Source organism: Shewanella sp. ISS20 (genome assembly GCF_056522965.1).
The window spans coordinates 2,963,338-2,977,354 of record NZ_JAWRZK010000001.1 but is presented as its reverse complement, the minus strand read 5'-3'; the positions used below and the strand labels follow the sequence as shown (position 1 = coordinate 2,977,354).

The window sequence follows — 14,017 nt, the reverse complement described above, 5'->3', positions numbered from 1 at the left end:
ACGATATCAACATGGCTACCATCAGCGACAATCCCCTGATCTTAATCGACGGTTCTTCTTATCTTTATCGCGCCTATTATGCTCCGCCGCATCTTACTAACTCCAAAGGGGAAGCTACTGGCGCCGTCTATGGTGTCGTTAATATGCTTAGAAGCTTATTGCGCCAATATTCGCCTTCGCACATAGCGGTAGTGTTTGATGCCAAAGGCAAAACCTTTCGTAACGACATGTATAGCGAATACAAGGCGCAGCGCCCGCCTATGCCTGATGATTTGCGCAGCCAAATAGAGCCGTTACATAAAATTATTAAAGCCATGGGCTTACCGCTGATTTCTATCACAGGTGTTGAAGCGGACGATGTGATTGGCACCTTAGCCTCGCAAGCTTGCGCCGAAGGTCGTGCCACGCTTATTAGTACTGGCGATAAAGACATGGCGCAATTAGTCAGCGACAACGTCATCCTCATTAACACCATGACAGATACTGTGATGGGACCGCTCGAAGTCACTGAAAAATTTGGCGTGGGTCCAAATAGAATCATAGATTTACTGGCATTAATGGGTGATAAGGCTGATAACATTCCAGGCTTACCTGGCGTCGGTGAAAAAACGGCAGTAGCCCTTATTACTGGTGCCGGCAGTGTCGCTAACCTGCTGCGCGATCCAGATGCTGTGGCAACCCTTGGTTTTCGCGGCGCTAAAACTATGCCCGCCAAAATCAAAGACAATGCCGCCATGCTGCAACTGTCTTATGAGCTTGCCACCATTAAAATAGATGTTCCTATGGAGCAAACTTGGCAGCAACTTGAACGCCAAGATGAAGACAAGCAAGCCTTAGCTCAGTATTTTACTGACATGGAATTTAAGCGCTGGTTGGCTGAAGTGCTCGATACGCGCGCGCCAACATCAACTAGTGCCAGCGCTATGGTGCTAGCAACAGCTGCTGAAGAAGCTGAAGTCGCTCCTATTATCACTACTCGATATGAAACCCTATTAACCCAAGCGCAGCTTGATACTTGGATTGAAAAAATCAAGCAAGCAGAGCTTGTCGCCATAGATACAGAAACCACTAGCCTTGATTACATGCAAGCTCAGTTGGTGGGGTTATCCTTTGCGATTACCGCGGGCGAAGCCGCTTATCTACCATTAGGCCATGATTATGAAGGCGCGCCGACTCAGTTAGATAAGCAGCAAGTATTAGCCCAGCTTAAGCCGCGATTGGAAGACCCAACCATTCATAAAGTCGGGCAAAATTTAAAATACGACATGAGCGTGCTCGCTAACGCCGGCATTGCGCTGCAAGGCGTTAAATTTGACACTATGCTCGAATCTTATGTCTTTAACTCAGTGGCGAGCCGCCACGACATGGATAGCTTGGCCCTCAAGTATTTAGGTCATAACAACATAAGTTTTGAAGAAGTTGCCGGTAAAGGCGCTAAGCAGCTTACTTTTAATCAAATTCCATTAGAGCAAGCCGCAACTTACGCCGCTGAAGACGCTGATATCACCTTGCGCTTGCATCAGCATTTGTGGCCAAGACTGGCGAAAGAAACCAGTCTAGATAAGGTATTGCTCGACTTAGAAATGCCATTAGTTCCTGTGTTGTCAGCCATGGAGCGTCGCGGCGTATTAATTGACAGCTTATTATTGGCACAGCAAAGTGAAGAGCTAACCCGTAAAATTGATAAGTTAGAGCAAGATGCCCATGAACTGGCAGGCGAAGTGTTTAATTTAAGTTCAACTAAACAGCTGCAGACTATCTTCTTTGAAAAGTTGGGTTATCCCGTCATCAAGAAAACTCCTAAGGGCGCGCCATCCACTGCCGAGGAAGTATTAGTCGAGCTGTCTTTGGATTATCCGCTACCGAAAATCTTGTTAGAGCATCGCAGTCTATCTAAGTTAAAGAGCACTTATACCGATAAGCTGCCGATGATGGTGAATGCTAAAACTGGCCGCGTGCATACTAGCTATCATCAAGCCAATGCCGCTACTGGCCGTTTATCGTCAAGCGAGCCTAACTTACAGAATATCCCTATTCGTACCGCAGAAGGCCGCCGCATTCGCCAAGCATTTATCGCCCCTGAAGGTAAAAAAATTCTGGCTGCCGATTACTCGCAAATCGAGCTCAGAATCATGGCGCACTTATCCCAAGATGCCGGTTTACTCAGCGCGTTTGCGCAAGGCAAAGATATTCACCGTGCAACCGCTGCCGAAGTGTTTGATGTCGCGTTTGAAACTGTCACCACAGAGCAAAGACGCCGCGCGAAAGCGGTTAACTTTGGTTTGATTTACGGTATGTCAGCCTTTGGGTTAGCTAAGCAGTTAGATATTCCCCGCGCAGAAGCGCAAACCTATATTGATACTTATTTTGCCCGCTATCCTGGGGTGCTGCGCTATATGGAAGAAACCCGCGCTTTAGCGGCAGAGCAAGGCTACGTTTCAACCTTGCTTGGGCGACGCTTATATTTACCCGAAATACATGCTCGTAACGCTATGCGCCGACAAGGCGCAGAACGCGCCGCAATTAACGCGCCGATGCAAGGCACTGCGGCCGATATCATCAAGCGCGCCATGATCACGGTCGATCAATGGATTAACGAGCATACCCATGGTGAAATATCCATGCTGATGCAAGTTCACGATGAATTAGTCTTTGAAGTTGATGCGGCGCAGGCCGAAACCCTAAAAGACAAAATTTGCCAATTGATGGCAACAGCGGCCAATCTTGATGTGCCATTGCTGGCAGAAGCAGGAATTGGTAATAACTGGGATGAAGCCCACTAAGCTCACGCAGGCCTTCACTTGCGATGCCTGCCGTAGCAACTAAGTTACGAAAGTAAATTACTAAGTGTGAGGTAAACGCTCCCTGCAAAAAGGCTACCCAGTTTGAGGTAGCCCAAGCTCTTGCGACAGACTTGATTGAAATTCACTCAAGAACTCATGAAAAGAAGATGTCATCATTCGGTGACATCTTCTTTTTTTATGTAATTTTTAGATCAAAAACTGCTGATAAAAACAGCGCGAGACGCGATCGGCATCACATTATTGTGTCATTGAGCAAAAAACAGTTTTTCAAAATATGATTAATCCAGTATTATTCACGGCGTAGGGTACAGAGGTTAAGATGTTCTATCTTTCAGACCTTTATTTCACTTTTAGTGAACAGCCAAATTCTGGCGCCTCAGCAATCTTTGTATTGCTGAGGCTTTTTTTTGCCCTAAAAAAAATTAGAGTAAATACTTTAATCTCGCCAAATTTCAAGCTATGCTGTGATCATTAAGCGCTGTTGATAACAAATGAATCATTTGTGAAACACCAGAACTTGAGTCTTGTTGAATTTTAGCTTCTCCCCAAAAGAGCTAACTTTAAGCCGCTGACCCTATTGTCATCGGCTTTTTTTTTGGAAAAAAAAAGCCTGCCGCGGCAGACTTTAATTTAAAAGCTAACGATTAGAGTTGTTGCTCTTCTGGCTCAAACTCTTCCCATCCTTCTGGATGGCACCAACCATTCAGAATCGATAATACCTTTTGCTTACCAGTGCCTTTAAGTGATGAGAATGGTTCAACATTAACCCAATCACCGAACTCAGCTAAAGCGGCACGCACTTCATTGACTGTCTTCATACGTGCACTTTGGGCTAACTTGTCTGATTTAGTCAGCAAAGTTAATACTGGGATTTCACTTTCCACAGCCCATTCAATCATTTGAATATCAAGATCTTTAAGTGGGTGGCGAATATCCATTAACACCACAACACCGCTAAGACATTCGCGTTTCTGCAGGTACTCACCCAAGGCATGTTGCCACTTTTTCTTCAGCGCTAACGGCACTTGGGCAAAACCATAACCAGGCAAATCTACTAAACGTCGATAGTCATCAAGCTCAAATACGTTAATTAATTGAGTGCGACCTGGGGTCTTACTGGTTCTTGCTAAGCTTTTTTGCTCGGTCAGCGCATTTAACGCGCTCGATTTACCGGCGTTAGAGCGACCAGCAAAAGCGATTTCGATGCCGGTATCGCCCGGTAAATGTTTATCTAAGTGGGCAATATCAGGAGCGCTGATAAGAAACTTAGCTTTACGAAAATCAATTTGATTATCTGTCACGTAATACTCCAGTAGATGCATCACTTTTGTCATAAAAGTTGAAGAATTGCTTACTTTTCCACGATTTCGTGTAAAATATAGGCTCGATCACAGTTGGCTCATTTTAACACGACTGTCTCTCGAACCAGGACATTAAACTAACAAGAAGTTGGAACGCCATGAAAAAGTTAGCTCTAGCGCTGTCTGTAGTCGCCACTATATCTTCCTCTGCGATTGCTGAAGGTAATGTTGAGGCGGGTAAAGCCAAGTCTATTACCTGTGCTGCCTGCCATGGTGTTGACGGCAACAGCATGATCAACATGTATCCTAAAATTGCTCAACAACATGCCACCTATTTACAAAAGCAATTACAAGAATTCCGTACTGCTTCTCAAACTGGCGGTACCAATGGCCGCATGGATCCTATCATGAGTAGCATGGCTGCCGCCCTGTCTGATGAAGATATAAAGGATTTATCTGCCTATTTCTCTAGTCAGACCATCACTGCCAATCCAGCCATCGAAACACCTGCATTAGGTGAAACCTTGTATAAAGGTGGCGATATGTCACGGGGCATTACTGCCTGTATCGCTTGTCATGGCCCAGACGGTAATGGTATGGCATTAGCCGGTTTCCCAAGCTTAGCCGGACAACATGCTAATTATATCAAAATTCAGCTAACTAAGTTTCATGATGGCAGTAGAAATAATGATATGAATGGCATGATGCGTGATATCGCAAAAAAATTATCTCCTCAAGATATCGACGCATTATCGACTTATATATCTACCATTAAATGAACAAAGCTTAATGATTGAAATGACTATAAAAAGGGAGCTCTTGCTCCCTTTTTATTTACTTAAAGCTTACGTTAACGTAAAGCGCGTAGTGCTATTGCTTGACAATAATCACATATTTGGGTTTAATGAGCCCCGTAACGATACAAACCCAGCAGTGTGAATGTTAATACTTATAATCATGCACTGATATCGATTACATACATTTAAGATATAAAAATAAATAAAAGTTAATAATAAGAATAAACTCAAGACCACTCACAAAAAATAATAATAAGTGATGATTACCCTTTGTAATCTAGGTCGAAATCTTCAAATGATGTCAGTTTTTCAGAGTGTTCTTGGTAATCCAGATTGGATTCAAATACTCAAGCAGGGCGCAAATTTAAAGGATTTGAATTTGCTCGAAAACCTTTGTTTTCTTCCTCGCTGAATCGAGATGTCGCTAGAAGTTACTAAACAGGGATGGTTGGATTGAGTGTCATAGATGACAACCTATAAGTAAATGGCTGAGACCATCTACGGGAATCTTCAATTGAAACATTGAAGCGCTACAAGATTAAGTGTCTGGAAGACCAGAAACTATAAATAATTGCATGGAAAGCAAACAATAACAGATGGATTTTGACTGGGATAGTCACATAGCTAGTAAGGATACTGGATAATCAAATTGACATGTCTTTGACATTTTTTATATGGCGGCAGGCAACTGCCGCCATTTTTATTTTATTAGTTATCAATACCGATACCTCTTTACTGGTATAATCCTGCAATAGTGACATAACTTACTGATAGTAAATGCTTAGCTGCCCACTTTGCCAAAATTCATCATGCTCAATATTTTATCAAGACAAGAAACGCAGCTTCTATAGTTGTCCGCGCTGTTGCTTGATATTTGCAGATAGCCGCAGCCAACTTCCCCCACAAGCATTGAAACAACGATTTAGCCAACCAAGCCCAGCCAAAAAACAACAACAATTAGCTAATTTTGTGCTGCCTCTGCTCGATCAACTCCATCAGTTAACCGCCAGTCAATTGCATGGTTTAAATTACGGTCGCATTCTCGATGCTGCCAGCCAGCAGATAATTACTAAGCAAGGCCATTTACTGGAGCAATACGATCCCTTCATTGCTCCTAATCACCAAGTCTTGCGCCACAGTTATGATTTTATCTGTTGTTATCGAGTATTTGAGCACTTTAGAAACCCACAACGTGAATGGGCATTATTATGCCGCCTGTTAAAAACCGGGGGTTGGCTGGCGATAAGTACCCGCATGTTGAGTGATAATGCCGACTTTGGAAAATGGCATTATAAAAATAATCTCGCGCATGTGGCCTTTTTCCACGCCAAGACCTTTAGTTATTTAGCCGAAAATAGTGGATTTACGTTATTATTTGCAGCGGATGATTTCATTCTGATGCAAAAAACATCAGAATCTGGTATAAATCCCGCCCTTTGATCTCGGCCTGGCATTTGAAACAGGCTGGGCAAAACCAGTAGTCGAGAAAAGTATGAGTCGTTCCAAGAAAACCCGCAGTGGTCTGGGTTGCGCCCCAACCAAGGCACCAAGACAGAAAAAAACCGAGCGTGAACTCGCTAAAAAGAAACGCGTTACCGGTAATAAAACCGGAAGTCGTCACAATGAGACTTTATTAGAGCAAGTGGCAAACGGTTCAACTGCCAAGAAAGATCCACGTCATGGCAGCAAAAAGCCTGTGGCTTTAGTGCTGCCAACGGCCGTTGAAAAAGTCAATGTTGCTGCCGTGAAAGCTTCACCTAAGCCAAAGTTAAGCGATGACCAAAAGCTGTTGCAACTTGAAGAAGATCCGCGCTTAAACCAATTGCTGGATGCATTGGAAGAAGGTCGCGATCTGAATGCGGCCGATCAAGAGTGGCTGGATAAGCAACTCAATAAGATTGAAGCCTTAATGATCAAATTAGGCATCACTGATGATGAAGAACTTGCAGCACCAGCGCCGAAGAAAGCCCTTAATGATGATGAATTGCTAGCTCAGTTTGAGTCTGGTGAGTCGTTACTTGATCAGTTTCGTCATAGAGACTAAATCGCATCAATTGCAAGGAGGCTTAGTTGGATAGCATCTGGATCATTGCCGCATTCACCATCATAGTGCCTTTAGCCGCGTATGCGGCTATCTTGTTATGGCGCTTACGCCAACAGCAACAGCACGCCACTCAGCAAGCTTTGGCAATCGCTAGCGCCGCCAAGGCTAAGCGAGAGCAAATACTGGGGGATATCAGTTATATCGCCCAAGCTATGATTGAAGATAGGTGTGAATTGTCTGAAGGCGTGATCCGCATAGGTAAGTTGTTTGGCATCTTATCGCTCAGCGAGCAGGTGATGCCGCAATACCCTCACCTATTCCGCCATTTTCAACGCATCGCTTCTCATCCCATCAGGGATGACAGAAAAGCGTTAGATAAACAGCAACGGATGCGGCTTGATTTGCAGCGGATAAAAAGTGAGGCTGAGTTAGCTGAAGGCATAATGCAAGAAATTCAGCAGATTGCCCTACATCCACTGCCAAAATCTCATTAAGCAACTGATTAACAAGCCGCAGTAATGCGGCTTTTTTATTGATAAAAATCAACATATCCAGTGAGTCAGAGCACAAAACCTCTATCAAACCAAAGACAAGCTCACCATTTTGTTGGATAGTCGCTAATTCTGAAACCTTTACGTTAAATTTTTAAACCTAGATCAAAGTATTTTTGACGTAGAGGCTGCATACTTCGCCTATTGCTAAATTACCGGAGGTCACGCCTTGAAGCAGCCCACACAGATCAGCTGGGATCAGTATATGATTGAGAAATACAATTATAGCGGTCCTCGTTATACCTCTTATCCAACGGCATTAGAGTTTAACGACGCTTTCTCTGAGCAAGACCTATTGCAGGCGATAAAAACAAGCAAAAGCAATAAATTATCCCTGTATATCCACATTCCTTTCTGTGCCAAGCTGTGCTATTACTGTGGCTGCAACAAAATTATTACCCGCCATCAGCATAAAGCCGATCAGTACATTGAATTCTTAGCGAAAGAAATTATCAATCGCGCGCCGTTATTTGAACATTATACGGTTACGCAAATGCATTGGGGCGGCGGTACTCCGACCTTCTTAAATCCAGAGCAAATCTTACGCTTAAGCCAATTACTTAAGCAGCACTTCCATTTTGAAGAGCAAGGTGAATACTCTATCGAAGTCGACCCTCGTGAGATTGAACTCTCAATGCTAGACACCTTAAAAGAAGCCGGATTTAACCGTATTTCTATTGGTGTTCAAGACTTTAATAAAGAAGTACAAGTAGCGGTTAACCGCGAGCAAGATGAAGGCTTTATTTTCGATTTAATGGCCAAAGCCAAAGCTATGGGCTTTGTGTCTACTAACGTTGATTTAATTTACGGCTTGCCGCATCAAACGCCTGAGACGTTTGCAGCGACTATCGCCCGCATTATTGAATTATCGCCAGACCGTTTGTCGGTATTTAACTATGCGCACTTACCTGCCCGCTTTGCCGCGCAGCGTAAAATTAAAGAAGAGCATATGCCCGGCCCGCAGCAAAAACTCGATATGCTGCATCAAACCATCACAACCTTAACTGAGGCTGGTTATCAGTACATAGGTATGGATCACTTTGCTAAGCCAGATGATGAATTAGCTAAGTTACAGCGCGAAGGCCGTTTACACCGCAACTTCCAAGGTTATACCACTCAAGAAGAGTGTGACTTACTGGGCTTAGGTGTGTCATCTATCAGCATGATTGGTGATTGTTACGCCCAGAACCAAAAAGATATTCGTCCATATTACGAAGCCGTGGAAGCTCAAGGACATGCATTGTGGAAAGGTTGCAGCCTTAATCGTGACGATGAAATTCGTCGCGCTGTGATCAAGCAATTAATCTGTCACTTTGAGCTCGATATGGCTGATATGGAGCAAAAGCTAGGTATTCAATTTGAACAGTACTTCAGCGAAGACTTAAAGCTATTGCAGACCTTTATTGATGATAAATTAGTCAACATTAGTGACCGCAAAATCACTATCGGCTCAACCGGTCGCTTATTAATTCGTAACATCTGCATTTGCTTTGACGTGTATTACCGCGACAAAGCACGCCAGCAGCAGTTCTCGCGAGTTATCTAATCACTCGCTAAGCACACTGACTAGCGCGAACTATACCCACAAAAAAGCCACTGCATACAGTAATGCCGTTCACTTAGTGTGAACGGCATTTTTTTTAGGCTTAATGGGATACTTGTTTTACTCATTTTTAACGCACGTGGATAGGCTCTATCCCGTTTCCCATCAAGCTTGAACTGCATCGCATTACGCACTATGTCCAAGACATCTCTCGGGACATTCCCTGGCGTTTGAGATGACAGCTGAGTCAGTTTGAAAATGATATAACTCGACGCATCTCTAAAGCTTAATTGGTTCGGATGTAACGACGGTAAGCTTTTAGCCATCAACACCATCTTGTATCTGATGTGGTTATAGGCCAACAGTACCCCCCACAATTCTTGGATAACCAGCTCTGGTAATTGACTGCGTAGCGTAAAGCGACTCTCCAGCAGATGCTGCTTCATCTCCCGATAGCCCACTGCTATCTCCCATCGATGGGCATATAAATCCGCTATTTCGGCTCCCGGATAACGCAAGGGGTCAGTTAATGAGGTCAAAATGGAAACCAACTTACCTTTTACCGTCTTCGTCAGTAAGCGAGCTTCAATATTGTCAGGCAATAGGCCACTTCTTTCTGGCTTGAGCTGTGGTGGTTAACTGCACCAGTTGGTCGTGTTTTCCTAAAGAGCGTACCACTTCATATTGTGTGCCTTTCTTCAACGGCAGCAGCCAGTGGCTGTTAGGTTGAGCCTGTTGCCAGGCGTGCAAAAGCCCCAACGAATAGAAGCCTCTGTCAAACAGAATCAAAGGCGCTGTTCAATACCAAGTGGCTGCTTAATTCCATCATGCAAACCATACGAATTTGAGGATAGCCAGCATCACCAGCAACGTTGGCGGTTTTGGCAAAGGCCTGATTGTTTTGCTCACTATCAGGTGTTCGCCACACGACACCATCGACACCGTAGAGGTTGAGTCCACACCAATGAGGATGCTCTGCTCTCTCATGCCAGGTTTTGGCACTTCGCTTAAACACATCCTGAACAACGTCAGAGCCTAGCCGCTTGCGCGCTTGCGTGACAGCACTGCGAGCCACGTAATCCACCTCTTGAGGTAAGACGATATCAAGCTTATTGATGAGAGAGCGGACGGACTCGCCTCTGAACAGAGCCATACCAATCACCGCCCAAATCATGGCATCCATAGGTAACTTACGTCGCCGTAAACTGGCAACACCATGTGAATCAAGGCACGACTGAATTAAATCAGGCTCAAGCACATCGGCCAGACAGGTGAATTCGGTATGGCGATTGATATGAGTACGCGCCAAAGCGTCTGAAAGTTGCATAAAAAAATCCGATGACATGGTGTCATCGGATTTTGATCCTTTCAGTGAGATCGTCAAGCAATCTGTCTTAACTGATCGGCATTACTGCATACAGTGGCTTTTTACTATTTGCAGCCAAAAGGCTTAAGGTAAATTGGCTTCTTTAGCAAAATACATGGCGCGGCGCTCACTATCAGATAAAAATGCCATCTCGACGCCATTACGCTGAATTTGCGCTAACACATCAGCGGATAATCCCATTTCTTGCTCGGCCACGCGATATTCATGGCCAATATCAATATTGCTCACACCTGGATCATCAGTATTAATGCTGACTAACACGCCGGCATCATAAAAAGCCTTTAAAGGCTGAGCTTGGTAACTCGCTACCGTTGAAGTATGTAAGTTGCTGGTTGGGCAAGATTCAATCCCAATTCTATGTTTGGCCAAATACTCCATTAACTGCGGATCTTTTACTGCATTAACCCCATGACCAATACGAGTAGCACCTAATGAGCGAATAGCCTGCCAAATGCTACTCGCGCCATCGGCTTCACCGGCATGCACTGTGACAGCTAAACCTGCATCGCGGGCACGACGGAAATGCTCCACAAATAAGTCACCAGGATATGACAACTCATCACCCGCTAAATCTATCGCCACGATTTTGGCTCGTTGCGATAAAATTGCATTCAGTTCAGCGCGGCAAGCATCCACGCCAAATGAGCGCGACATAATACCGATAAGATTCACTTTTACATCGCTATCGCGCATGCCGTGGGCAACGCCCTCAATCACAGCTTCAACCACGCCTTCTAGCGGCAACTTATGGTTCATCGCCATGTAATAAGGGCTAAAGCGTAATTCAGTGTAATCTAGCCCTGAAATGGCAGCATCAAGCACGTTTTCATAGGCGACGCGCTTAACGGCATCTAAGTCGGCTAATACCGCTACCATCCAATCTAGTTTTGCTAAAAAAGCCACTAAGCTGGCTTCTTTACCTTGAATTTGCACATAGGGAGCCAAGGTTTCAAGCGAGTCCGCAGGCAATGCAATACCGTGTTGATCGGCTAACGACCAAATAGTTCCAACTCGAACATTACCATCTAAGTGGCGATGCAAGTCGACTAAGGGAATGCTGGTATTTATCATTTAGTTACTCCAATAAGGCTCTAGCAAGTCGCACTTGCCATTGTTCTGATTATCATACGGCCGTTTTGAATTTTATTACACCATCAGATTATTTAACAAGGTATTTTCGCTTTAAGAACCTTTTATACTGTTGGATGTAGCATCTGCTGACGAGTTAAACACCCAGTGCTAAGTGAACCAAGCTTAATAGTGCTGATATTCAACAGCCTGCCAACATCGCCACTTTTTGATACACTGGCATTCTGGATAGTTATTGACGCTAGGATATCCCATGTTAACCCCCAGTTCTTTCACCACAGAAGCTCAACTGCAAGATGCTCATTATCAGGAGCAGTTAGCAGAGTTTTGGCAGCAAGTTGAACAAGGTGAAATAACCAGTGTTGATGGCATTAGGCTCAACTACTGCGCCGTGCGCCAACCAAAAATTGCGCCGGCGATTGTGTTTTGCAGTGGCCGAGTGGAAAGCTATTTAAAGTATCAAGAACTGATTTTTGATTGCTACCGCCAAGGCTTTAGCATTTATGCCATGGATCATCGCGGCCAAGGTTTATCGGCGCGATTAACAGCAAACCCACACTTAGGCCATGTCGATGAGTTTGATGACTATGTCCAAGATTTACATCAGTTTGTGCAAAACAAGGTCTTAACCGACCGCCATACTCAGCTATTTATGCTCGGTCACTCCATGGGCGGCGCCATTGGCACCTTGTATTTGCAGCAATACGGCCATAATTTTAGTGCTGCGGCGTTTAGCGCGCCTATGTACGGTATTCGCTTGCCTGCGCCTGAATGCATCATCAAGCCACTGGCCACTTGGTTTAATAAAGTACCTAAAGGCGGCCAACCGCATTATGTGTTAACTGGTAAGGGCTACCAAGATATTGCCTTTAAAAGCAATGAGCTCACTCATAGCCAAGTGCGTTATCTTAGGTATCGGCAGTTATATCAGCAGTTGCCACAACTGCAACTAGGCGCGCCAAGCAATCATTGGTTATTGCAAGCTCTTAGCGCTGCCAATAAGGCCAAGGATGCTGCGAGTCAGTCAGATATTCCGTTACTGATTTTGCAAGCGGGGGACGATAGTATTGTTGATAATCACGCCCAAACGGCGGCGGTTAACGGCCTATGTCAGTTATTGCGGATTGATGGCGCTCGCCATGAAATCTTTATTGAAACCGATGTACGTCGAGAGCAAGGCTTAAGCGCGGCATTACACTGGTTTAGCCAAGCCAGTTGAAGCTAAGCCGAGAATGGCTAATGGCAATATTGCATCGCCATTAGCCTGTGCTGATACTGACATAACGCACATAGTTACTGCGGCTGCTCTTTAGCTGCCATTAGCTCTGTCATATCTGTATGAGTGCCTATGATGCGCTCGGGGCGACCTTCACAGTCCCACTCCACCAGCATGCCTCTATCCATTACCCAGATATAATGCCCAAGCTTATGCTTGAGGCGATGGATACTTTCAAATTCAGTGTGCGTGCCAGAGATATAGGCCTGCAATTTCAACATCACAGCCTCTTTATCATCGGGATGAACGCGACTTTCCCATTCCTGAAAATCATCGTTAATCTCATGCTGCTGAAAACCTAACATCTCTTTCCAGCGGTTAGAGAAATACACGGCGCCTGTGATGATATTCCAATCCCAAATGCCGTTACCTGAGCTTTCAACCGCATAGAACCAGCGATACTCGTAGTCTTGTAACTTTTGCTGCAGCTTCTGTTTTTGCTCAAGGTTTTCATGCATGGCCGATTGCAGCTGCGCTACCTCACTACAGCTCCACGCAATGGGGCGCATAGACACAGGCTTTTGGCTGGCAGAGGAACCCGCAGCAATATAGCCCTTTAGTTGCGCTGATAACTGATTCAGTGGCCGAATGACCCACAGGTATAATAACCCCATGAATCCCATCCCCAGAGTTGCCGCGAGCCCCCAGAACCACAAGTAGCGCTCACGTAATTCACTATCGGCGGTAAGCATCACAGGGGTTAAATCAAATTCTAAATAAATGAGATCTATCTTAGGGTTTTTCTTGCTGTGAAAAATCGGGTAATAGGCCTGTATGCTTTTGCGCAGCGGATTGACTTGTAAAATCGAGCTTTGCTGCTCAATGGCCTCTTGATGTAACTTGGCTTGATAACCATCAATAAAGTTATCGGCAACACTGCTGCGCCATACCAAATAGTTAGCGTGTTTAATGACATGCTGCTTATCAAGCAGAAGTAAGACTAACACCTGTAAATCCGTCGATGCCAAGGACACTTCGGTTTTAAGACGATGCGAGCCACCATGCAGCTCAGTTTCTGCTACTACATATTGCAATCGCGCCAACGACTTATCTAAACGCTGACTATGCTCTTGAATTAATTGTCGATGAATTTGATCCCTTTCGTAAACGTAGGCTGTCACTACTAAGATCAAAAAGAAACTGACAATTGTCAGTAGCACTAGTACCGCAAGCGGCGGTCGATAAAAAGAACGCACCCGTGAATCCTTGAGTTATTATTATGCGA

General features: G+C 44.7%; 10 protein-coding genes and 1 pseudogene. 7 read left to right on the top strand and 4 right to left on the bottom strand.

Translation table 11 applies throughout. From position 1 onward, the window contains the following. The first annotated feature begins 11 nt into the window (after positions 1-11). Positions 12-2,783 (top strand): DNA polymerase I, encoded by a 2,772-nt coding sequence (polA, locus tag AC1HDP_RS13560; RefSeq protein ID WP_479639137.1) that lies wholly within the window; start codon positions 12-14, stop codon positions 2,781-2,783. A gap of 665 nt (positions 2,784-3,448) precedes the next feature. Here polA and yihA read toward each other — a convergent pair. After that, the gene (yihA, locus tag AC1HDP_RS13555) at positions 3,449-4,105 is read right to left on the bottom strand and encodes a ribosome biogenesis GTP-binding protein YihA/YsxC (protein ID WP_479639136.1); all 657 of its coding nucleotides are present in this window, start codon (positions 4,103-4,105) and stop codon (positions 3,449-3,451) included. Between the two features lie 158 nt (positions 4,106-4,263). Between yihA and AC1HDP_RS13550 the strand changes: the two genes are divergently transcribed. The 5 genes from AC1HDP_RS13550 (at position 4,264) to hemN (ending at position 9,043) form a co-directional block, all read left to right on the top strand. After that, entirely contained in the window at positions 4,264-4,884 is a 621-nt protein-coding gene (locus AC1HDP_RS13550; protein ID WP_140930272.1) for a c-type cytochrome, read from the top strand. 795 nt (positions 4,885-5,679) lie between these two features. Continuing rightward, on the top strand, positions 5,680-6,342 hold the full coding sequence (locus tag AC1HDP_RS13545) for a methyltransferase domain-containing protein (protein ID WP_479639135.1): 663 nt from the start codon (positions 5,680-5,682) through the stop codon (positions 6,340-6,342). Between the two features lie 52 nt (positions 6,343-6,394). Further along, positions 6,395-6,946 (top strand): Der GTPase-activating protein YihI, encoded by a 552-nt coding sequence (yihI, locus tag AC1HDP_RS13540; RefSeq protein WP_479639134.1) that lies wholly within the window; start codon positions 6,395-6,397, stop codon positions 6,944-6,946. A gap of 26 nt (positions 6,947-6,972) precedes the next feature. Then, on the top strand, positions 6,973-7,440 hold the full coding sequence (locus tag AC1HDP_RS13535) for a DUF2489 domain-containing protein (RefSeq protein ID WP_479639133.1): 468 nt from the start codon (positions 6,973-6,975) through the stop codon (positions 7,438-7,440). Between the two features lie 226 nt (positions 7,441-7,666). Beyond that, complete coding sequence (hemN, locus tag AC1HDP_RS13530) at positions 7,667-9,043, top strand: oxygen-independent coproporphyrinogen III oxidase (RefSeq protein WP_479639132.1); 1,377 nt, start codon at positions 7,667-7,669, stop codon at positions 9,041-9,043. Between the two features lie 69 nt (positions 9,044-9,112). Here the strand turns inward: hemN and AC1HDP_RS13525 are convergent. Further along, positions 9,113-10,367, bottom strand: a pseudogene (locus AC1HDP_RS13525) (IS4 family transposase). Between the two features lie 123 nt (positions 10,368-10,490). Beyond that, the gene (add, locus tag AC1HDP_RS13520) at positions 10,491-11,498 is read right to left on the bottom strand and encodes an adenosine deaminase (protein ID WP_479639131.1); all 1,008 of its coding nucleotides are present in this window, start codon (positions 11,496-11,498) and stop codon (positions 10,491-10,493) included. Between the two features lie 271 nt (positions 11,499-11,769). On the opposite strand from add, the gene AC1HDP_RS13515 reads away from it, so the two are divergent. Next, positions 11,770-12,735 (top strand): alpha/beta fold hydrolase, encoded by a 966-nt coding sequence (locus tag AC1HDP_RS13515; protein ID WP_479639130.1) that lies wholly within the window; start codon positions 11,770-11,772, stop codon positions 12,733-12,735. 74 nt (positions 12,736-12,809) lie between these two features. Here AC1HDP_RS13515 and AC1HDP_RS13510 read toward each other — a convergent pair whose 3' ends face one another. Further along, positions 12,810-13,988 (bottom strand): PAS domain-containing protein, encoded by a 1,179-nt coding sequence (locus tag AC1HDP_RS13510; RefSeq protein WP_479639129.1) that lies wholly within the window; start codon positions 13,986-13,988, stop codon positions 12,810-12,812. Positions 13,989-14,017 lie beyond the last annotated feature (29 nt).

Coding starts and splice junctions, on each gene's coding strand:
- AC1HDP_RS13550 (WP_140930272.1), top strand. CDS start 4,264: ATGAAAAAGTTAGCTCTAGCGCTGTCTGTAGTCGCCACTATATCTTCC.
- yihI (WP_479639134.1), top strand. CDS start 6,395: ATGAGTCGTTCCAAGAAAACCCGCAGTGGTCTGGGTTGCGCCCCAACC.
- AC1HDP_RS13515 (WP_479639130.1), top strand. CDS start 11,770: ATGTTAACCCCCAGTTCTTTCACCACAGAAGCTCAACTGCAAGATGCT.
- polA (WP_479639137.1), top strand. CDS start 12: ATGGCTACCATCAGCGACAATCCCCTGATCTTAATCGACGGTTCTTCT.
- add (WP_479639131.1), bottom strand. CDS start 11,498: ATGATAAATACCAGCATTCCCTTAGTCGACTTGCATCGCCACTTAGAT.
- AC1HDP_RS13545 (WP_479639135.1), top strand. CDS start 5,680: ATGCTTAGCTGCCCACTTTGCCAAAATTCATCATGCTCAATATTTTAT.